The 21,734-nt window shown below is 62.5% G+C and carries 17 protein-coding genes and 1 pseudogene; 16 read left to right on the top strand and 2 right to left on the bottom strand.

All coding sequences use genetic code 11. The annotated features are described in order from the left end of the window. Nucleotides 1–42 precede the first annotated feature (42 nt). The 13 genes and pseudogenes from SPHS8_RS18880 to SPHS8_RS18820 all read left to right on the top strand — a co-directional run. Nucleotides 43–207 (top strand): annotated as a pseudogene (locus SPHS8_RS18880) (VirB3 family type IV secretion system protein); the annotation flags it as partial. Further along, nucleotides 200–2,611, top strand: a complete 2,412-nt coding sequence (locus SPHS8_RS18875; protein ID WP_007681951.1) for a VirB4 family type IV secretion/conjugal transfer ATPase — start codon at nt 200–202, stop codon at nt 2,609–2,611. The pseudogene SPHS8_RS18880 and the gene SPHS8_RS18875, both read left to right, overlap by 8 nt. 3 nt (nt 2,612–2,614) lie before the next feature. Next, nucleotides 2,615–3,328, top strand: a complete 714-nt coding sequence (locus SPHS8_RS18870) for a type IV secretion system protein (protein WP_007681949.1) — start codon at nt 2,615–2,617, stop codon at nt 3,326–3,328. Then, nucleotides 3,325–3,543: an EexN family lipoprotein gene (locus SPHS8_RS20695; protein ID WP_007681948.1), complete on the top strand. Its 219-nt coding sequence runs from the start codon at nt 3,325–3,327 to the stop codon at nt 3,541–3,543. Before SPHS8_RS18870 ends, SPHS8_RS20695 begins: the two co-directional genes overlap by 4 nt. A gap of 16 nt (nt 3,544–3,559) precedes the next feature. Beyond that, on the top strand, nt 3,560–4,504 hold the full coding sequence (locus SPHS8_RS18860; RefSeq protein WP_073507141.1) for a type IV secretion system protein: 945 nt from the start codon (nt 3,560–3,562) through the stop codon (nt 4,502–4,504). 334 nt (nt 4,505–4,838) lie between these two features. Further along, entirely contained in the window at nt 4,839–5,537 is a 699-nt protein-coding gene (locus SPHS8_RS18855; RefSeq protein ID WP_039979856.1) for a virB8 family protein, read from the top strand. Continuing rightward, a complete protein-coding gene (gene virB9 / locus SPHS8_RS18850) occupies nt 5,534–6,391 on the top strand; it encodes a P-type conjugative transfer protein VirB9 (RefSeq protein WP_007684609.1) in 858 nt (285 codons plus the stop codon). Before SPHS8_RS18855 ends, virB9 begins: the two co-directional genes overlap by 4 nt. A gap of 3 nt (nt 6,392–6,394) precedes the next feature. Further along, nucleotides 6,395–7,618 (top strand): type IV secretion system protein VirB10, encoded by a 1,224-nt coding sequence (virB10, locus tag SPHS8_RS18845; protein ID WP_007684607.1) that lies wholly within the window; start codon nt 6,395–6,397, stop codon nt 7,616–7,618. Between the two features lie 3 nt (nt 7,619–7,621). Then, nucleotides 7,622–8,626 carry a P-type DNA transfer ATPase VirB11 gene (gene virB11, locus SPHS8_RS18840; protein WP_007684605.1) on the top strand — a complete coding sequence of 335 codons (1,005 nt, stop codon included), beginning with the start codon at nt 7,622–7,624 and terminating at the stop codon, nt 8,624–8,626. Beyond that, nucleotides 8,610–10,571, top strand: a complete 1,962-nt coding sequence (locus SPHS8_RS18835) for a type IV secretory system conjugative DNA transfer family protein (protein ID WP_007684604.1) — start codon at nt 8,610–8,612, stop codon at nt 10,569–10,571. Before virB11 ends, SPHS8_RS18835 begins: the two co-directional genes overlap by 17 nt. Next, nucleotides 10,561–11,424, top strand: a complete 864-nt coding sequence (locus SPHS8_RS18830) for an LPD7 domain-containing protein (protein WP_039979854.1) — start codon at nt 10,561–10,563, stop codon at nt 11,422–11,424. The genes SPHS8_RS18835 and SPHS8_RS18830 overlap by 11 nt, the downstream gene beginning before the upstream one ends. Before the next feature lie 45 nt (nt 11,425–11,469). Next, the gene (locus SPHS8_RS18825) at nt 11,470–12,162 is read left to right on the top strand and encodes a HEPN domain-containing protein (RefSeq protein WP_007684603.1); all 693 of its coding nucleotides are present in this window, start codon (nt 11,470–11,472) and stop codon (nt 12,160–12,162) included. Between the two features lie 3 nt (nt 12,163–12,165). Then, nucleotides 12,166–12,999, top strand: coding sequence for a DUF3883 domain-containing protein (locus SPHS8_RS18820; protein ID WP_007684601.1), 834 nt, complete (start codon nt 12,166–12,168; stop codon nt 12,997–12,999). Between the two features lie 36 nt (nt 13,000–13,035). Here SPHS8_RS18820 and SPHS8_RS18815 read toward each other — a convergent pair whose 3' ends face one another. Continuing rightward, a complete protein-coding gene (locus SPHS8_RS18815; RefSeq protein ID WP_007684600.1) occupies nt 13,036–14,019 on the bottom strand; it encodes a helix-turn-helix transcriptional regulator in 984 nt (327 codons plus the stop codon). A gap of 104 nt (nt 14,020–14,123) precedes the next feature. Between SPHS8_RS18815 and SPHS8_RS18810 the strand changes: the two genes are divergently transcribed. From SPHS8_RS18810 to SPHS8_RS18800, 3 genes are read left to right on the top strand one after another with little or no spacing between them, the layout of a single operon-like run. After that, nucleotides 14,124–17,423, top strand: a complete 3,300-nt coding sequence (locus SPHS8_RS18810; RefSeq protein ID WP_007684599.1) for a TM0106 family RecB-like putative nuclease — start codon at nt 14,124–14,126, stop codon at nt 17,421–17,423. A 3-nt stretch (nt 17,424–17,426) separates the two neighbouring features. Beyond that, nucleotides 17,427–18,536 carry a metallophosphoesterase family protein gene (locus tag SPHS8_RS18805; RefSeq protein ID WP_007684598.1) on the top strand — a complete coding sequence of 370 codons (1,110 nt, stop codon included), beginning with the start codon at nt 17,427–17,429 and terminating at the stop codon, nt 18,534–18,536. Continuing rightward, nucleotides 18,533–21,163 (top strand): AAA family ATPase, encoded by a 2,631-nt coding sequence (locus SPHS8_RS18800; protein WP_007684597.1) that lies wholly within the window; start codon nt 18,533–18,535, stop codon nt 21,161–21,163. Before SPHS8_RS18805 ends, SPHS8_RS18800 begins: the two co-directional genes overlap by 4 nt. Here the strand turns inward: SPHS8_RS18800 and SPHS8_RS20525 are convergent. Then, nucleotides 21,137–21,733: a hypothetical protein gene (locus SPHS8_RS20525; protein ID WP_236575267.1), complete on the bottom strand. Its 597-nt coding sequence runs from the start codon at nt 21,731–21,733 to the stop codon at nt 21,137–21,139. The genes SPHS8_RS18800 and SPHS8_RS20525 overlap by 27 nt on opposite strands. Nucleotide 21,734 lies beyond the last annotated feature (1 nt).

Below are 21,734 nucleotides of genomic sequence, written 5' to 3'. Positions count from 1 at the left end.
CGGCGCAGAGCGACAGCCTACCTCTGACTGCCGCCAATCTTTGCAACAGAGCCCCTCATCGTGCGCCACGACGCCAATGCCTTTCGCCTGCTATGGTTATGGACTTTGACCAAGGCGCGCTGCCGGAACCGCGGCTGGTGGGGCGGCAGTTCCTATTCGCCGCTGCCGGTCGCGGGGATGAAGCGCAAGGGTTTCGCGCGTGGCTAGCGCCGCCGCCCAGCTGCCGCCGCGCAAGACGCCCTGGCGGGTTCTGGCCCGAGAAGCGGAGCCCGGGCGCTATCTTCCCTATGCCCGCCATGTGACGCCCGATGTGATTGCGCTCGATAGCGGCGATCTCATGATGATGTTCCGTCTCGAAGGGCTGGCTTTCGAGACGGCTGATCCGATCCACCTCAATGATTGGCACGAGAAGCTCAACGGCACCTGGCGCAACATCGCCGACGATCGGCTTGCGATCTGGACCCACATCGTCCGCTCAGCCGTAGGGGACTATCCCGAAGGACAGTTCCGCTCAAAGTTCGCCGCCGAGCTCGACGGTAAATATCGGGCGCGCGTCACCGCCAAGCGGATGTTCGTCAATGAGCATTATCTGACGCTGCTCATGCGTCCGGCCGTCGGATCGGCCGACCGGACCGGGCTGCTGCTCAAGCGGATCGCGAAAGCCAAGGCCGCGGAGGAGGAAGTCGATCCCGACGAACTGGCGCGCTTCGAGGAGAAGGCGCGCGACATCGAGAAGCTGCTCCGCCGCTGCAGCCCGGCGCGCCTCGCCCTCTACGAGCATAATGGCCTGATCTTCTCCGCCCCGCTTGAGGTGCTCGAGCAAGTGATGATGGGGGCGCGATCCAGGGTTCCGCTCGTCCGCGGTCATCTGGGATCGGCGCTTTACGGTGAGCGTGTGATTTTCGGACGCGAGACGGTCGAGATCCGCGCTCATGACGCGAGCCGCTGGCAGGGGATCTTCGGCATCAGGGAATATCCCGCGCTGACGCGCCCGGGACAGATGAATGCCTTGCTCGGCCAGGATTTCGCCTTTGTCGTCTCGCAATCCTTCACCTTCATGGGTAAGGCGCGGGCAGCCGAACGGCTGCGCCGCCGGCAAAACCAGATGGCCTCGACCGAGGATGCCGCAGCGAGCCAGGCGCTCGATCTCGCCGATGCCGCCGACGATCTGCAAAGCAACCGGTTCGTGCTCGGGGAGCATCATTTCTCGTTGGCGGTCTTCGCCGACAGCCAAAGGCGACTTGCCGACAATCTCTCGGCCGCGCGTGCGGCGCTGGCCGATGCTGGTTTGGTGGCGGCGCGCGAAGGACCAGCGCTCGAAGCAGCGTTCTGGGCGCAGCTGCCCGGAAATTTCGCATGGCGGGCGCGGCCGGCGGCGATCACCTCGCGCAATTTTGCTGCCTTGGCGCCGTTCCATACCTATCCCGCAGGCCGGCCCAAGGGGAACCATTGGGGGCCTGCGATCGCCATGATGAAGACGGCCGCGCAATCGCCCTATTATTTCAACTTCCATGTCGGCGATTTGGGTCACACACTGATTATCGGTCCTTCCGGCGCGGGCAAGACCGTCGTCCAGAATTTTCTGATGGCGCAGCTCGAGAAAACGGGCGCGCAGCAGATCTTCATCGACAAGGACCGTGGCGCGGAGATTTATGTCCGGTCTGCGGGCGGGATCTATCTGACGTTGAAGAATGGGGAGCCTACAGGTTTCGCGCCCCTGCGGGCACTCGACTATGGTCCGCGCAATCTTGTCTTTCTGGGGCGCTTGATCCGCCAACTGGTGACGCCGGTCGGAGGCCAGCTCGGCGTCACACAGGAGCGTATGATCGACGAGGGGCTGGCCTCGCTTGGACGCCTCGCGCCGGAGGACCGGTCCATTCTCGCGCTGCGCCAGCTGCTCGGTCAGCGCGACCCGGAAGGCATTGGTGCCCGGCTGGAGAAATGGGCGCGGGGCGGTTCGCTCGGCTGGGTGTTCGACAATGAGATCGACGCTTTGTCGCTGGAGGCGCCGTTCGTCGGTTTCGACATGACCGATTTTCTCGACAACCCCGAAGTTCGCACGCCGCTCATGATGTACATGTTCCACCGGATCGACGGTCTCCTCGACGGCCGGCGGCTTGTGATCGACATCGACGAATTCTGGAAAGCCTTGGGGGACGATGCGTTCCGCGCCTTCGCGCAGGACGGCCTCAAGACCTACCGCAAGCAGAATGCCTTTCTTGTCTTCGGCACGCAAAGCCCTGCGGATGCGCTGCGTTCGGACATTTCGCACAGCATCATGGAGCAGGTTGCGACCAAGATACTGCTTCCCAACCCCTACGGCCGCGAAACGGACTATGTCGATGGACTGGGTCTGACCCAGGCGGAATTCAAGCTCATCCGCCACGATCTGAATCCGGAATCCCGCCGGTTTCTGGTCAAGCAAGGCCATGACTCAATCGTCGTCGAGCTCGATCTTGGCGGTCTCTCCGACGAGCTGGCAGTTCTCTCGGGCACCACGGAAACGGTGACGCTGCTCGATGCCATCCGCGCCGAGGTCGGCGACGATCCCGAAAACTGGCTGCCTGTCTTTCACCGGCAGCGTCGGTCTCCATCGAGCAGGAAAGGATGAGCTATGCGTAAAGGCGGATTCGCAGCGATCGGTGCGATTATCCTGGGAACGGCGGGTCCAGCTGCCGCCCAAGGTATACCGGTCTATGACAGCTCCGGCTATTTGCAGGCGCTCGCCACGGTCAAGAACACCCTGTCGATGATCGAGCAGGGCAAGGAGCAGATCGCCGAGGCCAAGCAGCTCTACGGTAGCTTCAATCAGGTCACCGACGTCAACGGCATTGCCCCGTCGCTATCCACCGACGCGATGCGCCATCTTCTGCCGCCTGAGGCCCGCGACCTCGGCAGGCTGATGTCGTCGGACAATGCCAGCCTGGGATCGCTTGGTACGGTGACGACCCGCATTCGCGATGCCAATCGCGTTGCTCTGCCGGACCTGCGGCCTGGCGCGTCCGCCTATGAGCGGGCGTCGCGCGACACTCTGTTGCGAAATGGCGATCTGGCCGCACGTGATGCTGCGATAGCGGAGTCGGCCTATGGCGTCTCGGCCCAACGCACGGCGGGTTTGGAAGAACTGCGCACCTCGCTCGATACGGCTTCGGACGCGAAACAGGTCATGGATATCCAGGCAAGGGTAGGGGTCGAGAACGCCCACATCCAGAATGATGCCCTGCAGTTGGAGGCGCTGCGGATGCGGCAGGAAGCCGACGTTCGGCTACGGTCGCAGCGCGAGAGTGAGACAATATTGGCTTCAAAGCTCGGGAGCCTATCACAATGACGGGCAAGGCTTTCTTGCTGGCGGCATTGGCGACAGCTGTCTTAACCGGGTGTGAGCGAGCGCCGCGCGGGAAGGACTATCTGAATTCCCATCCCGAGGAACTGAGCGAGCTTACCAAGGCTTGCGCCGATGGCTCGCACCCGAACAAGCAGGAGTGCTCGAACGCCGAAAGTCTTCGAACACTCAACAACAAAATGCAGTCGCTCTCACGGTAGCGCGTTGGAATTCGACATGGCTACGGACTTGTTCAGCTCACTTTACGCGAACATTGATGGAAAGCTGGACCTTTTCCTAAATGAGCGTCTTCAAAATGTGGTCGACGTTGTGCGTGGGCCGCTGGCACTCGGCCTCGTAATCTATATCGCCCTTTTTGGTTACATGGTGATGCGTGGGATCATCAGCGAGCCTTGGGGCGAGCTGTTTTACCGGATGGTCAAGCTCTGCCTGCTGTATATTGCCGCAACGACGGTCGCCTATTCTGAGTGGATCACCACGCCGCTTTTTCATGGGATGCCGGACGCGATCTCGCAGGCTCTCGCGGGGAAGACGATCGGGACAGCTGGCCAAGCTTTTGACGATTACTACGCCCAAAGCGATGTCATTATAGTGCGCATTGAGACTGAGGCGGCGACTTACAGCGATATCAACCCTTATAAATTGGTACTTTATGCGTTGAGCTTGGGGCTTAAGGCGCTCGCGGGTCTCTCGGCGGCTATCGGCTTCGCAATTACGATATTTGCCAAAGTTGCACTCGCGATCATTATAGCCCTAGGACCCATTTTCATCGCCCTTGCATTGTTCGAACCGACAAGGCGTTTCTTTCATGGATGGCTTGGCCAAACCATAAACTACATTGTCTTGCTTGCTGTAATCATTGCGGTCACGACTCTGATTACCGATCTCGGAGCAGCTGCAACGGCAGCATCTGAAGGAGTCGTGGATACGGCATTCGGCGCCGTTCTGTTTGCTGCATACATATTTCTTGGCACAATCTTCTTCTTCCAGGCTCCTGCGATTGCCACCGGCATTGCGGGCGGGGCCGCCGCCGGGGTCGGCGCCTTCGCCGGGACCGCCTGGGGGACGATGGCATCTCCCTTCCGACAACGCCGCATTGCGCGCAACAGCCGCAATCTGGAGCGCGCCGCTCGTCGGGGCGGCTCCATCGAAGCGGCATAGTGAGACATCACCATGACCTTGCCCTGTCCTCAAAAATCGACGTTCACCATCCGCCAGGTTACTGTCTGCCTGATCGGCAGCCTTCCACTGCTGGGCCTTGCGGCATGCGCTTCCGGACCCAAGAAGCTGGCCGTTTGCAACGGGCACCATCTGCGTGACGTGAATATCTATGGGAGCGTTCTGCCCGGATCGCCGGTGCCGGCGACCACAATGCCGCGCCCTGCGCCGCCCATTCCTCCCTTGTCTCATCCGCAGGTGGGCGATCCACCGCCTCCGCCCGCAGTGCCAGCGCCTCCGGACGACAAAGTTTCCTTTGCGCCAAGGGACATTCGTTATGCGAGTTGCTGACAATGGCGCGGAGGCGGTGCCTGCTTCCGGGCTCAAACGCTATTTCCAGGAAGCGCGGAGCTGGGACCAGGACAGGGTTCGATCGGCATTGCGATCGACACGTATTGCTTGGACCGTGGCGGCGGTAACCTCAGTCCTTGCGGCCGCATCCATTTTTGCTGTCGCCGCGCTGGCCCCGCTCAAGACCGTCGTGCCCTATGTCATTCGGGTCAATCAGACGACGGGCGCGGTGGATGTCCAGACGGCGCTGACCCAGCGGCCGATGCGCTATGATGAGGCGGTCACAAAATACTTTCTCGCGCAATATGTCCGGACGCGTGAAAGCTGGATACCGGCGGCTGCGGAGGAGAATTTCCGCTTCGTGACAATCCTGTCGCAGCCGGCGGAGCAGCAGCGCTGGGCACGCTTCTTCAGCAACAACAATGCTGCCAGTCCCCAGAACGCCTGGGGGAAAAACGCAGTCGTCCAGGCGCGGGTGCGCAACATCGCCTTCATCAATGATCGGGTTGCCAATGTGCGATTCACACGGATCGTCCAGACCGAGGCGGATACGCAGAGCAGCGATTGGATCGCCACGGTCACTTTCGCCTATGCCAACGCGCCGATGGCCGAAGGTGATCGCTATCGGAACCCGCTCGGCTTCCAGGTCGAGAATTACCGCTCCGACCCGGAGGTAGTCCGATGAAAACATTGGTCGCTGCGGTTTTCATCGCGTTTGCATCCCTTTCTGCTGCCCATGCGGTTGAGGTCCCGCGTGGCGCTGCGTCTGACCCACGCGTCAAGTTCGTCGATTATGAGGAAGCGCAGGTCTATCGCATCGTCGGGACCTTCCGGACAGCAACCCAGATTGTCCTCAGCGAGGACGAAACGATTCAGCACGTAGCGCTGGGCGACACCGTCTCCTGGGAGGTGGCGGTGGCCGGCCACATCTTGTTCCTCAAGCCGCGCGAACGCGCTGGACCGACCAACCTTATCGTCACCACGTCTCGCGGCGGAACCTTAAGAAGCTATGCCTTTGAACTCACGGCTCGTAGTGGTCCGATCACCGGCCGCAACGGCCAGGCCTATTTCCAGGTCCGCTTCCGCTATCCGCGGGACGAGGCGGCGCGGGCCGAACGCCTGAGAGCGGCACAGATCGCGATGCAAGCGGCGGCGCTGGAGGCCCAGGCTGTTCGCGGTGCCCTCGACCATGCGGTGATCGAGGGTCCGCGCAACATGAATTATAAGGTTCAGGGTTCGAGCGATTTGCAGCCGTCGGAGGTCTCCGACAATGGCCAATTCACGGTGCTGCGGTTTCCGGCGAACCGGGAAGTTCCTGCCATTTATCTGGTGAGGCCAGACGGGTCCGAAACGCTGGTTCCGTTCGACGTTCGCGACGAATTCGTCGTCGTTCATTTGGTGGCGCGCCAACTGCGCCTGCGCCGGGGCGGCGAGGTGCTGTGCATCTATAACCAGGCGCCCGAACCTTATGGCGTCGATCATGGAACGAATACCGGATCGCCTCACGTCGAGCGCACCATCACCCATCCGCAGGAATGAACCATGGCCGATGAACCGTCCCCTGTCGTGCGCCCGCTGCCCGGTGCCGATCCAACGCCCGAAAGGCACGAAATTCTTCACGAGCGTGGAATCGAGCCGATCGGCGGCACGACGCCCGCGCGGCACAACACCGCGCTGATCTTCGCCGGCACGGCAATGGTCTTGGGTATTCTCTGGGTGAATTCCGGCACGGGCCAGCAATCCTCGTCTCGTGACCTCACCGCGCCGGCAGGTGCAGCCCGGGAACGACCCGATATCGTCGCTCGGGAAACCGTCGATTATGCTGCGGTCGCGCCTCAACGCCGGCCGCTCGGGGCAGCCGACGCGGATCCCAATGCGCCGGTGCTCAATCCTGCAGCTGGCGTTCCCGGACCTGAAGGCCAAATTGTGCCCGCCATGCAGCCGGGCGCGGCACTGAGCGGGACCAGTGCCGCTCGGCCAACGCTTGCCGAGCAGGCGCGGCGGTCCACGCTGATCGCCTATGGAGGTCGCGATCTTGGCCGCGAGGCTGGCGCGCCCACAGCTGCAGGGGCTGCCGGCGAAGCGCCCGACAACGCTGCCGGAGCGCCAGAGAGCGGCGAGGGCAGGGCGCCCAACGCGCTCGATCTTTTGCGGCAAAGCTCGTCGATCGGGGAAGCGCGGGCCTCGATGCTGCCGAACCGCAACTTTCTGATTACCGCGGGCACGTTGATCCCCTGTATCCTGCAAACCGCCATCAATTCCGGGCAGCCCGGTTACACGTCCTGCCTGATCCCGCGAGACGTCTATTCCGAGAATGGCCGGGTCGTACTCATGGAAAAGGGCACGCGCGTTCTCGGCGAATATCGCGGCGGCATCCAGCAAGGGCAAAATCGCCTGTTCGTCCTCTGGACGCGGGCGGTCACTCCCCAGGGCGTGCGGATCGATCTTGCCTCGCCTGGCGCCGATGCACTCGGCCGAGCCGGGCTTGCAGGCGCGGTCGACAGCTTTTTCTGGGCGCGCTTTGGCGGCGCTCTGCTCCTCTCGCTCGTCGATGATGCCGCCTATATCGCTGGGCAAGCCGCCTCGAGCGGCAATGGCAATTTCAACAATGTGACGCGGGCGCCCAGCGAAGGCGCTGCGATCGCCTTGCAGAACAATATCAATATCCGGCCGGTGCTGAAGAAGAACCAGGGCGAGGAGGTCGGCATTTTCGTCGCCAAGGATTTCAACTTTGCCGATGTCTACAATCTGGAACTGCGGCGGTAAGTCATGCGCGATACCGCCGTCCTGCGCCACTATCTCGCGCCGCTCCTCCCGCTTCTGGAACCGGAGGATGTCACGGAGCTGGTGGTCAACCGTCCGGGGGAAGCGGGGATCGAGGACCGCCAAGGGTGGCGCTGGCAGGAGATGCCGGAGCTGGACAGCGACTGGCTTTCTACCCTGGCTGTTGCCGCGGCGAGCTTCACGCACCAGGATATCGATGGTCAGTCTCCGATCTGTTCGACGGTCCTGCCGGGCGGCGAGCGCTGCCAGATCGTCATACCGTCGGTCACCCCAAGCGGTTGCCCTTCCTTCACGATCCGCAAACCGTCGACCGTGACCCTGCCGATCGACCAACTGGCTGGGGCCGGGCTGTTCCGGATGACGCGCGCCAGCGCCAAGGGTCTCACCGATGTCGATGCGCGGTTAGTGGCGCTGCGCGACGCGGGCGACTGGCCGGAATTCTTCAAGGTTGCCGTTCCGGCACGCAAGAACATTCTGGTCAGTGGCGCCACGGGTTCGGGAAAGACGACCCTCGCGAAAGCGCTCATCCAGCTTATCCCACCGGAGGAGCGGTTGCTTACCATCGAAGACACCCGTGAGCTGGTCGTGCCTCATCGCAATGTCGTCCATATGGTCTATTCGAGCGAGGGGCAGGGCCTGGCCAAGGTTGGCGCCAAGCAGCTGCTCGAAAGCGCGCTGCGCATGCGGCCCGACCGCATCCTGCTCCAGGAGCTGCGTGACGGCACCGCCTTCTTCTATCTGCGGAACGTCAATTCCGGGCATCCCGGATCGATCACGACCGTCCACGCCGGTTCACCCGCCGGCGCGTTCGAACAGCTGACGCTGCTCGTCAAGGAATCGGAAGGCGGCCGCGATCTCGCCCGCGACGATATTCGCGGACTCCTTCGCATGCTCGTCGACGTCGTTGTGCAGACACGCCGTCACGGCGGGCGGTTTGAGGTCGACGAGATCTATTTCGAGCCGAGGATGGGCGATGCTGGCGCAGCGTAGTCCCTGGGCGATTGGCCTGTGCGTGATCGGCGCAATTCTGTTGTGGGCTGTCATTACCCTGTTCGTTGCCTTGTTCGGACTCGGGCAGATCGGACCTAATATCGATCTCGGCACTCTGCCGGCCTGGCTCTGGTATTATCGTGGTGATCCGCTGCTCGGGGATTGGATCAAGCGGGGTGCGATGGCCGGCGCAGCCGTGGTCGCGCTTCTTGTCCTCACGATCCTGCGGCGAGGCCCATCCTTGCACGGCAGGGCTCGGTTTGCACGCGAGGGCGAAATCCGACGCGAGGGGCTGCGTGCCCCGTCTGGCATTGTCGTTGGACGCAAAGCAGGGCGTTTCCTCATCTTCGGCGGAAACGAGCATGTCCTGCTCGAAGCGCCGACGCGCGCCGGGAAGGGCGTCGGTGTTGTCATCCCCAATCTGCTGACCTGGCCGGATTCGGTCGTCGTGCTCGATGTGAAGCGGGAGAATTGGAGTACCAGCGCCGGGTATCGCCAACGTGCCGGTCAATCGGTTTACCTCTTCGATCCGTTGGACCCTGAAGGGCGGACGGCACGGTACAATCCCCTGGCGCATATCCGGCGAGCCGATGACACCGAAGTCGTCAACGAGCTTCAGAAAATCGCAGTCATGCTCTTCCCCGCGCCGGAACGATCGGACCCGTTTTGGGCCGAAGCGGCGCGGGCGGCCTTCATCGGCGTCGGCGCGCTCGTTGCTGCCAATCCTGGCATGCCCTTCACGATCGGCGAGATCTATCGACGGCTGACCACTGGGGATCCCAAGAGCGATCTTCCCAAGGCCCTGGAAGAGGCGAGGGGGGCAGGACAGCGCCTCAGTCAGGCATGCGTCTCGGCAATCCAGGATTTCGCCTCGGCTTCGGACAACACCTTTTCGGGGATCAAGCAGACGATCACGGCGCGGCTCAATCTCTGGCTCAACCCCGTGGTCGATGCCGCGACCTCGGCAAGCGATTTCGACCTGCGCGAAGTCCGGGCGCGGCACATGTCGATCTATCTCGGTGTCTCGCCCGACAATATCGACCGGATCGCGCCGGTTTACAGCCTCTTCCTGCAGCAGCTGGTGGATCTCAACACGCGCGATTTGCCCGACGCTGCCAGCAATGTCCCAGTCCTGATCCTGCTCGATGAATTCGCAAGGCTCGGGAAGGCCTCGGTCATCGCGGGCGGCTTTTCCTATGTCGCCGGATACGGCTTGCGCCTGCTGCCAGTGATCCAGAGCCGGGCGCAGCTGCGGGCCATTTATGGTCCCGATGTTACCGACGAAATCATCGCCAATTGCGGCCTTGAGGTGGTGTTCACGCCCAAGGAGCTGAAGGTCGCGAACGAGCTTTCGGAGCGGCTCGGCTTCTTCACGATGAATGTGAAATCGCGCAGCCGAACGATTCATGGGCTGCTGGCCAATCGCAGCGTGTCGGAATCCGATCAGCGCCGCGCCCTCCTGCTGCCGCAGGAACTGATGCAAATGCCTAAGACCGAGCTCCTGTTGCTGCGCGGCGGGATCGCGCCAGTTCGTGGCAGGAAGATCGCCTTTTATCGAATGCCGCGCTTCACAAGGCGCGTGTTGGCGCCGCCCATTCTGCCGTCGCGGCCTATCCCCGCTGCTCAGCCCCCAACTGTTCTGCCGCCAGGCAAGCATCAGGTGGTGTCCCCTTACAATGACGCGGAGAAATCAACGGCGAAGAGCACGGGCGGGGCCTTGCTGGAGGAGACCAAGATGCGGGAAATGACCGATGGTGAACTGGCGGGCGCGGCCGAGATTACCGATGATATGTTGGTCCTGGGCAACCTGACCGACTTGCCGCCGCCCGGCGATGAGGCAGCGGCCATCGCTTTTGTGTCATCGATGATTGAGCGGGCGCTGGTGCAGCCGGCAGAGCCGTCATCTTCATCCCTCATCCAGGAAAGAGCAGATCATGGCCGCTGAAAAACCTGTGGCGCCACGTGGCGCGAGCAAGCGTAGCAATACGATCGGGCAGGACGCGGGAACCAGGCCGAGGAATGCGGCGCAATCGGCGCCCGAAGCAACCAAGAAGGTGAAGTCGATTGATCCGTCCGTCCTTCAAGCAGCGTCGCCCGGTGACATTCCCGATGCCTTGCGAAAGCGCTATTTCTCCACGACGAGCAAATGGTCGGGCGAGCCCGCATATTTCACGAGTGCGCAAGCTAAGGAACCGGCGTTCCGCGACCAGGGCAGACGGCTCATCACCTCCAGCGAGAGCGACGAGGTTGTGCGCGATCTCGTTGCCATCGCTCGCCATCGCGGGTGGTCGCACGTCCATGTTACCGGCAGTGAGACGTTCCGAAGGGCAGCGTGGCTCGAAGCCAGTCGCCAAGGTTTGGAAGTACGGGGATATCGGCCGAGCGAACGGGATTTGCAGGAGCTGGACCGAGTGCGGCGCGATGCTAGTCGCAACAGCATCGCCCCTGCCGTCACCGCGCCGGCGTCGCGCGAACCTGAGCGGGATCGACGCCAGGCTGATGAGGCGTCTAGGCAAACGCCGTCCGAACAAAGCCGGGTGAAGAATGCGCGGGCGGCACAGAGCCAGCTCCGTGTGATCGAAACGGTGGTGCGCGCGGCGTTGTTCGACAATCCCGATGCCGTTGCCAGGGTAATGAAGGTGGCAAATGACAAGGTGCGAACGCATCTGCAGGCGGGTCGGCAGTTTCAGGCGGCCAAGGTGCGGGACACCTCGGTCCGGGCCGTTGAGCCGTCAGGCCGGAACCGGCAGGAACCCGGCAAGGAACGAGCGCCGCTGCAACGATCTCGAGGCCGTTGATCGAGAGGGATTGAGCCTGACCAGCAAGGCTTTACCATATCGGTCATGGCCTATCGCTATCCGCCCGGCAGCCCGCTGCACCATGAGAACTTGAAGGCCAAGCAGCGCGAGCTGCGTGGCAATTTTCCAGAGCCGCTGACGCTCAGGGTGCATCGCGCGCTGTCGTGGCTGCGCCGTGCCGAGGCCGAGCAGACCGATGAGGATGTGCGTTTCATCCTGCTCTGGATCGGCTTTAACGCGGCCTATGCTGGCGACGTTGAAGCATCACGGGTGATTGCTATCCCCGAGGGCGAGCGGGGATTGTTCCAAGCCTTCTTCGCAACCCTTGTGGGCTTTGATGGCAAACATCGCATCTACGACATGGTCTGGCAGCGCTTCCCTCAGGAAATCCGGGTGCTGCTCGCAAACCGCTATGTCTTCCATCCCTTTTGGCAGCATCACAATGGTGCGTCCGGCTATGCCGACTGGGCTGACAGGCTCGAGCGGTCGCGGACAGCGATAGGCGCCGCACTGCGCGATCATGACACGGCCAGGATACTCTCGATCCTGTTCGACCGGCTTTATGTGCTGCGCAACCAACTGGTGCATGGTGGCTCGACATGGAACAGCGATGTCAATCGCGCCCAGGTCAGGGATGGCGCCGCGCTGCTCGGTTGCTTGCTGCCGATCTTCATCGATCTCATGATGGACAATGCCGGGCATGAATGGCCGATGCCGAACTACCCGGTGGTGGAGTAGGGCGTGGCGGAAGTCTGGTCCGATCAGGAAATTGATCACATCGTCGCCGACTATTTCGCCATGCTCACCGACGAGCTGGTTGGTCGCTCCTTCAATAAAGCGGCGCGAAACCGCGATCTTCAAGCCGTGATCGACCGTAGCAAGGGCTCAATCGAGTTCAAGCATCAGAACATCAGCGCGGTCTTGCTCGGCCTTGGTCAGCCTTGGATCGAGGGCTATAAGCCGGCCGCCAATTTCCAAAATGCGCTGGTCGATGGCGTCCTGCGGTGGTTGGAGGCGCGGACCGAATGGCTGGCTCCCGACAGGCTCTCACGAGCTGCCCTGAACGTACCGGAAGCGCAAGGATCACTGCGGATCGGGCCGCCGCCCACGGTGCGCAACGAACCGTCGCCGATCGATCCAGCGTTCATGGCCGCGATCGGCCGCAAATATGATGTCGCCGAGCGCGACGCGCGCAACCGGGCGCTTGGCAAGGCGGGTGAAGAATGTGTGCTGCATCACGAGCGCCGTCATTTATCTGCCGCGGGCCGCGACGATCTCGCGGACAAAGTCCGCTGGACATCTGTGCAGGATGGCGATGGTTTTGGCTTCGATATCCGGAGCTTTGAGGCGGACGGGCGCGAGAAGCTGATCGAGGTCAAGACCACCAACGGATGGGAGCGCACGCCTTTTCATATCTCTCGCAATGAGTTGGCCGTCGCCGATACGAGGCGCGAGGAATGGTGCCTCATGCGGCTGTGGAATTTCGCCCGTGCGCCAAGCGCCTTCACGCTGCGCTCGCCCCTGAGCGATCACGCACAATTGACGGCGACCAGCTTCCTCGCCGAGCTCAATTGAAAACCGCCGCCACGAAGGGCGATACAAATCGGTCAATCAGGGCAGGGCCGGGAAGTCGGGACGCGCGTGGCCTTCGACCAGCGCCCGCAACCCCGCCGGTTCCAGCACCTCGACCTTGTCGCCCCATTGATAGAGATGCCAGGCCATTTCCAGCCAACCTGCGGCCTTGAAACGGACAATCAGACTCCCATCGTCCCGATATTCGGCCGATTGGTTGGGATGGAACTGGAATTCCGCTGCGCGCGAGGCTGCTTCGGGAAGAAAACGCCAGACGATCTCGCCATATTGGGTGGGGTCCTGATAAGCGCCGAAGGCCTGCGCCGCATGATCGTTCAAGGAAAAGCCGGACTGGATGGGAAAACTTTCATCGAGACATTCAGCGCTGTGGATGCGGTCGAGGCGAAAATGGCGGAGGTTCTCGCCTCGGTCCGCCTGGCGTGCCACGAGATAGCTACGCAATCCTAGCAACAGCCCATGCGGCTCGACCGTTCGGGTTTCTGCGTCAGTCTCGCCATAGACAATACGCATTTTGAACGGTCCGCGCAGGGCCTCGATCAGAACGTCGGTGACCTCGGGTTTCATCGCGACCTTTGGGCCTGGCCGCGCCACTTGGCCCAACGCGGAAAGGACCGCCTCCGCATCGGCTTCGGACCGCAGCGCATCACGTGGAGAGAGGCGCGTTATCAGGCTGTCTCTTAGATCTTCCAGCGCCCGGGCATGGCGGAGCCGGTTCTCATCACGGGCTGCGCGAGCGGCGATTTCCAGAGCCTCGATGGTGTTTTCCTGGCGCGGTTGCAGCCGCTCAGGGATGGGACTTTGGATGCGCCAGCGCCGACGGCGATCATCATCTTCCACAACAACGACATTCGCGAAATTATCCTCCAGCGCACTTGTCATGCGCTGCGCTGTGCGGTGCGAAATGCCGAATTCCTGAGAGATTTCCTCAAGACTGATGCCCAAACGCCGCGAGGCGGCGAGTTGGGCGAGGCGCAGAAGATCGTTGGCCTTGGCGAAAGTCATTATACGTCCATGTCAGAGATTGACACCCTTGCATGCTAAGGAACAGGGTAGCGCCTGTCGAGGTGATTCCCTCGTGGGCGGCGTTGGGCAATCAAGGGGGCCAAGTGAGGACGATCGGGAACACCATTCTGTTTTCAGCGACCGACCTGATGCGGTTCGTCGGCTGCGCGCATGCGACAGCGCTCGACCTTGCCTATATGCGCGGCGAGCCGCTCACTCCCCGGGAAGATACCGAGGATGCCGCGCTGCTTCAGAAACAAGGCGATGCCCATGAGGCCGCCCATTTGGAGAAGCTGAAAGACGCGGGCAACGGGGTAGTCGAGATTGCGCGTGGCGATCTTGCGCAGAACGCGGACGAGACGCGAGCGGCGTTGGCGCAAGGCTCGCAGATAATCTTTCAAGGGGCTTTTCTCGCCGAGCGTTGGGGTGGGTGGTCCGATTTTCTTGAGCGGGTCGAGCGACCATCATTGCTGGGGCCGTTCAGCTACGAAGTGACCGACACCAAGCTGAAGCGCAAAGCCCATCCCAAGCATGTGCTGCAGCTCGTGCTCTATTCCGACCTTTTGGCGGAGATCCAGGGCGTGATGCCGGAGCATGCCCATGTGCAGCTCGGCAATGGGACGCGCGCGACGCTGCGTTTGGCCGACTATGCCCATTATGCGCGCGGTGCGCGGGCTAAGCTCGAGGCCTTTGTTGCTTCCCCTGTGCCAACGCGGCCGATCCCCTGCGCTGATTGTTCGCTGTGCCGATGGGCCGACCATTGCGACGCCGTCTTCACCAGCCAGGACAGCCTGTTCCAAGTCGCCAATATTACCCGCGGCCAAGTGAAGAAGCTCGAGGCGTCCGGCATCGAAACCATGGCCGCGCTGGCTCGGCATGACGGCCCGGTGCGCGGCGTTGCGAGTGCGACGGCGGAGAAGCTTGTCGGCCAGGCCAGACTGCAGCACGCGCGCAAAACCGGCGAACCCGCCTTCGAGTTGCGTCCGGCACAGCCAGGCAAAGGCTTTGACCTGCTCCCTCGGCCGCAGGCGGGCGATCTCTTCTACGACATCGAGGGCGACCCCCATTACGAGGGAGGCCTTGAATATCTGCACGGCGTGTGGGCCGATGATAGTTTCCATGCCTTCTGGGCTCATGACCATGCCGCCGAAGCGCAAGCGCTCGAACGGTTGCTTGCGTTTTTTCGTAATCGCCTCACGGCTTATCCGCAGGCCCGCATCTATCATTATGCACCCTATGAGATCACCGCGCTGCGGCGTCTCACCACGCGCTATGGTATCGGCGAGGCCTTTCTCGACCGCCTCATGCGCGAACGCCGCTTTGTCGACCTCTATGCGGTCGTGCGCGGCGCGCTCATCGCTTCCGAACCGAGCTACTCCATAAAGGCGCTGGAGGCCTTTTATGGCTTGAAGCGCGAGGGCGAGGTCAAGACAGCGGGCGGGTCGGTCGTTGCTTATGAAAATTGGCGCGAGACGGGCGATCAGCAAATCCTCGACGAGATCGAGGACTATAATCGGATCGATTGCCAGTCGACCCAGCTACTGCGCGATTGGCTAGTGGGCATCCGGCCCGATGGTCCCTGGCCCGTGCTTGCGCAGGACGCGGCCGAGCAGGAGGTGGTCGAGGACGAGGAAACGACGGCGCTGCGCGATCGCCTGGCCGCATCCTCTCTGACTCCAGAGCGTCAGGAATTGCTGTTCAATCTGGGGCTGTTCCACAAGCGTGAAGCCAAGCCTGCTCAGTGGACGGTTTTCGACAGCGCGGCGCGCGATGAGGAAGAGCTTGTCGATGATCTCGACGCCTTGGCGGGACTCGAGGCGATATCCGGGATCGAACCCATCAAGCGCTCGGTGATGCGCACCTATCGCTTTCCGTCTCAGGAAACCAAATTGCGCGAAGGCGGCAAGGCCACTGTGCCCGGGATTGACGGGCCGCCGTCAACCGTTGCGATTGAGGCGCTGGATCGCGATGCGTGCACGATCACCTTGAAGGTCGGCGTGGCAAGGGCCGAACTCCTCACCGATCGGCTGACCCTGCATCCGGATTGGCCGCTCGATACCAAGGTGTTGGCCGCAGCGGTGCGCGACGTCATCGAGGATCAATGCGGGCCGCGGCGCTATCGTGCCGTCGATGATCTGCTGTCGGGCGCCGCCCCGCGCCTGAACGGCATCGACGGCGATATCCTCTGCGGCGGGGAACCGGTGGCGGGCGCCATTGCCGCGGCGCACGCCATGGACCAGACGTTGCTCCCGATCCAGGGACCGCCGGGAACGGGCAAGACGCACGTCACGGCCCGGGTGATCCTGGCGCTGGTTAAAGCGGGACATCGGGTCGCCGTCGCCTCGAACAGCCATGAAGCGATCCGCAATGTCCTGCTCGGCTGCCTGCGCGCGAGCGAGGAAGAAGGTGGTGGCTTTCCAGTGTCGTTCGCCCACAAGGTTTCCAGCGGAGATGATGGCTATGCCAGGGATTGTCCCGTTCACCGGGCCACGGCCAATGATGACCTGATCCTCGCCCGCGCCAATGTGGTCGGCGGCACGGCCTTCTTCTTCGCGCGCGATGAGAATGTGCAGGGCTTCGATTGGTTGTTTGTCGATGAGGCGGGGCAAGTGGGCCTCGCCAACATGGTCGCCATGGGTCGTGCCGCGCGCAATATCGTGCTGGTCGGCGATCCGCGCCAGCTGCCTCAGGTCATCCAGGGCGCACATCCTGCGCCCGCCAACCTGTCATGCCTGGAATGGATGCTGGGCGAGCATGCCACAGTGCCTGCCGATCGGGGCATATTCCTTGCTGAGACCCGGCGGATGCATCCGGAGGTTTGCGACTTCATCTCCGACCAGGTCTACGAGGGACGCCTGGCCAGCCATAGCGATACCAAGCGCCAGAGCGTTACCGGAACGGCCTGGCCCACGGCCGGTGCCTTCTGGGTGCCGGTCGTCCACGAAGGCAATGCCCAGATCGCCGCCGAGGAAGTTGCGGCGATCGGCGCGGCAATCGAGAATCTCCTGCAAGGGAGCTGGACCGACAAGAACGGCGCCACGCGCCCTATCGGCCCCGGCGACATCATCGTAGTCGCCCCCTATAACGCGCAGGTCAACGCGCTGCGGGCGGGCCTGCCGAGCAGCATCCGCGTCGGCACGGTCGATAAGTTCCAGGGCCAGGAAGCCCCTATATGCCTGGTCTCCATGACGGCTTCCTCGGCCGATGAGACCGCCCGCGGCATGGAGTTTCTCTTCTCGCTCAACCGCATCAATGTCGCGGTTTCACGCGCCAAAGCGCTCGCGCTTGTATTTGGCAGCGACCGCTTGCGCGAGGCCAACTGCAGCAGCGTCGAGCAGATGCGGCTCGTCAACACGCTCTGTGCGCTTCCGCCGCTTTCTGCGCCCCACAATACGGGATCTTGATCCATGCGTTTCCTCCACACAGCTGACTGGCAGCTCGGCAAGCCCTTCGGCCGGTTCGAGCCCGAGGTGCGCGCGGCGCTTGGCGAAGCCCGCTTCGACGCCATCGACCGGATCGGCGAAGTCGCGGCCGCCAACCAGGTGGAACATGTGATTGTCGCAGGCGACGTCTTCGATACCGAGGGTCCCGAAGATAGGGTCATCGTCCAGGCAGTCTCGCGCATGCAGCGCTATCCCTGCCGCTGGTGGCTGCTCCCGGGCAATCACGACTATGCCCGCAACGGCGGACTGTGGGACCGGGTCCGTCACAAAGCCTCGGACAATATCATCCTGCTCACCGAGCCCGTCGCGCAGGAGATGGAAGCGGGGCTCTGGCTGCTTCCTGCGCCGCTCCTCCACCGCCACCATCTCGACGATCCGACCGAGCTGTTCGACAGCATGGAAACGCCAGGCGCGAAGCTGCGGATCGGCCTTGCACATGGTTCGATCCGTGATTTTACTGCGCGCGGCGAGACCAAGAACCAGATCGCGCCGGATCGCGCGAAGCGGTCCAGTCTCGACTATCTGGCGCTCGGTGATTGGCATGGCACGCTCAAGGTCGAGCCGCGCACATGGTATGCCGGCACCCCCGAAACCGACGGTTTTCAGCGCGATGAGCCGGGCCATGCCCTGATGATCGAGCTTGCGCCGGGAGTGGAGCCAAAGGTGGAACCCGTGCGCACCGGCCGCTTCCAATGGCTGCTCAGGGATTGGACCTTGCAGGACACGGCCGCCTTTTCGGCGGAGTCCGACGTGCTGCTCTCGGCTATCGATCCTGCGGCAACGCTGCTGCGCCTTTCGCTTGCAGGCATCACGAGCCTTGCCGACCGCGTCGAGATCCTGTCGCGGCTCGAAGATGACCTGCGGCATCGCCTCCGTTTCCTGGATGTCCGGGCGGACGATCTTGTCGGCCGGCCGGGCGAGCAGGACTTGGCGGATCTCAAGGTCGAGGGATTGCTCGGCATAGCGGCTGAGAAACTCACCGAGACAATCGCAGCTGGCGGGACTGAAGCCATATTGGCGCGGCGCGCGATGGAGCGGCTCTTTGTCGAATATCATCGGGGGAGCCAAGCATGAGCCTCCAACTGCGGCGGATCAGCCTCAACAATTTCCGCAAGTTCCGCGAGCCCCTGACGATCGAAGGGCTGGGCGAGGGGCTCAACATCATCATCGAGCCCAACGAGCGTGGGAAATCCACGATCCTTGAGGCCCTGCGTGCGGCTTTCTTCGTCCGCCATGCCACGAAGAATCAGCTCGCTCAAAGTTTTGCGCCTTATGGCGAGGCGGTCGCGCCAGAAATCGAGGTCAGTTTCGACATTGGCACCGACAGCTGGAAAATCGCCAAGCGCTTTCTCAAAGGCCCCCAAGTCGAAGTCACGGGGCCGCAGGGCCGGGCGCAGGGCGAGGAGGCCGAAAATCGCCTGCAGGCGCTTCTAGGGTTCGTCAAGGATAGCAGCCAGCGCGGTGACCCGGCCACATATGGTGCGCTCGGTCTGCTATGGGTCCCGCAGGCGCAGGCGCTCGAAGTGACGGCGCCCGGCAGCATCGTGCGCAGCAGCATCCAGGCGACGCTGGAGGCAGAGGTCGGGACGATCGTCGGCGGCGCTGCCTATGAGCGCGTCCGAAAGCGGATCGATGAGCAATATGACATTTACTGGACGCCGACAGGAAAAGCGCAGTCGAAGGGGCGCTGGCAAGCGGCGCGGGATCGTGACCAGCAGGCGCGGCAAACCGCTGCGGATGCGACCAAGCGGCTCGATGCGCTCGAAACGAGCTTCGGCGAGCTGGAGACCGCGCGCGGCCGACTGAAAGTTATCGAGCGGGAGCTGGCGGACGAGACCGAGCAAGAACAGCGCGCCGGTCTTGTTCAGTCTCTGGAGATCGCCAGGGCTGCTGCGCAGATCCTGGAGACCCGCAAAGCCGAGCATGAGATTTTCTCTGCAAACCTCGATCGTCTCGACGATCTGCAATCGCAGCATGAGGCGGCGAAGGAAGCGCTGACGGCCGCTAGCGAATCTTTGACCGCAATCACCGCCGATCGGGAGCAGCTTGCAGATCAGCTGGAAGCGGGTCGCACGAAGGTGGTTGAGGCGAAGGCAGCGCTCGACAAGGCGCGAGATGATCGCGCCACAGCCCGTCAGGCGCTTGTGGAAGGGGACGCACGTCTCGCTAGGCGGCAGCGCCACGCGGCGATCACCGATGCACGCCAGCGGCACACCGAACTCCTCGATCTAGAAAAGCAACTGGCCAATGCCCGCAATCAGGCCGCACAGGTCATTCCGGCTGAGGCGTTCGCTCGCCTGGAGGCCAATGATCGTGCTGTCGCGGAAGCGCGGGCCGCCGTCAATGCCGGCGCTACCACTATCGAGCTTACGGGCGACGCTACGGGCATCACCATAGGCGGCGAGCCCCTGACACCAAATAGCCCGCGCACATTGACCGGTGAGACGCAGATTGCCCTGGGCGGGGGCGTCCTGGTCATCCGTCCGCCGGCAACGGCAGCCAGTGCGGAAGCCCGCCTCGCCGAATTGCTCGAGCGACAGGAACTGGAACTAGCCGGATGGGACGTGGCCGGCCTCGCCGCGGCGCGGACGCGAAACGATACCGCGCGCGACGCGCAGGGGACCGTCCAACTGCTCGAAACCAAGATCGCCGGGCTGACGCCGACACAGCCGCTGTTGGATCTTGCGGCAGGCCCTGATGCGCTCAAGCTGTTCGTGGCAGGTGTTCCAGCGGAATCACCGGCGGCCGATGAAGACGAGATCTCGACCGATCAGCTCACCCGACGCCTGGAAGAGGCGGAAACGGTCGTAGTGCGCGCTGAAACCCTGCACGACCAAGCCGTTCAGGACCTGCGAGAAATAGAGGATAGGGACCGCCCGCTTGCCGCCAAGCAGGCGGGCGCGGAGCGCGATCAGTCTCATGCATCGGATCGCATCGCTCAGCTCGAACAGAAGCCCGATTTTGCCGGGCTGGCCGACGCCATCGCCAAAGCCCGGGAGAATGTTGCCCAGGCCGCTGTCAAGCTGGCCGAAGCGACGCGCGACGCCACCGCGCATGATGCGCAGGCGATCAACCGCAAGATCGAAACGATCGATAGCCGGGCAAGGGCAGGGCAAATCCGGCGGAGCGACCTCGAAAAGGATATCGCCCGCCTTGAGGCGATCATTGAGAGCGAAGGTGGCAAAGGTCTGGCGAGCCTGGCCGCAGCTGCAGCCGAAGAAGCTGATGCCGCAACGCAGGCGCTAGCTCGGCTCGACGAAGAGGCGGCCACGGTCAAAATGCTCAAGGATGTGCTGGACGAGGCGCGTGCGGAGGCATCTCGAACCTTCGTTGGCCCAGTGGCCCAGCGCGCCCGCGTGCATGTTGAGCGCCTGTTTCCAGGCGCAGACCTGAGCTTCGATGAAGAGTTAGGGCTGGCATCCGTCACGCGCTCAGGCCTGAGCGAAGCCTGCGGCACGCTTTCGAAGGGAACGCAGGAACAGTTGGCGGTCCTGACCCGCCTTGCCTTTGCCGACATGCTGCTGGAGCAGGGCATGCCGGTTTCGCTCATCCTCGACGATCCCTTGGTCTATTCCGACGATGGCCGGCTCGATCTGATGACGGAAATCCTGGAGGAAGCCTCCCAACGCATGCAGGTGATCCTGCTGACCTGCCGCGACCGGGCATTTCGGCATTTACAGGCTCAGCGTGTGCAGCTTTAAGCTCATAGCAAAGATCGGAATTCTATGAAGCTTTTGCGTAACAGTGGAAATGAGCGAGTTATTGATAGGCTTCGGGACTGGCTGCAGCCGGACGCAGCGGTTGATTTTATGTCGCCTGTCTTCTCGCTTTACGCATTTGCCGAAATGCACGACCATCTCAGCAAGATCGGACACTGTCGGATCCTTCTTGGCTCTGACAGTGCCATTACGAATTCCCTCTACGGCGGCCCTGCCGACATTGCCGCACGCGGTAAATTGCAGGGTCGATGGCTTGCCAAAATCGCCGTTGAATGGCTGAGCAAACATGCCGAGGTCCGCCACGTCCCAACTGCGCCGCCCCAATCCATGATCATTATTTCTGAAAACCGCAACCGCCACGTTCTGACCGGCACATGCGGGTTCACCACCGATGGCTTGGGAGTTACACCAGGTGACCGACTGGGCCTTGTCCAGCTTTCCGATACAGAAGCAGAAGCGGAGGCATTCGCCGACTGGTTTCAGGCAAATTGGTGCGGAGTGAAACCGAACCCGAGCCAACTTCCCATCAGCCTTAACGTGGCTGCGAGCCATC

The organism is Sphingobium sp. S6 (assembly GCF_905120495.1).
In the GTDB taxonomy this organism is placed as follows: domain Bacteria; phylum Pseudomonadota; class Alphaproteobacteria; order Sphingomonadales; family Sphingomonadaceae; genus Sphingobium; species Sphingobium agri.
The sequence above is the reverse complement of the archived record's forward strand: the minus strand, read 5'-3'. Positions and strand labels throughout refer to the sequence as shown.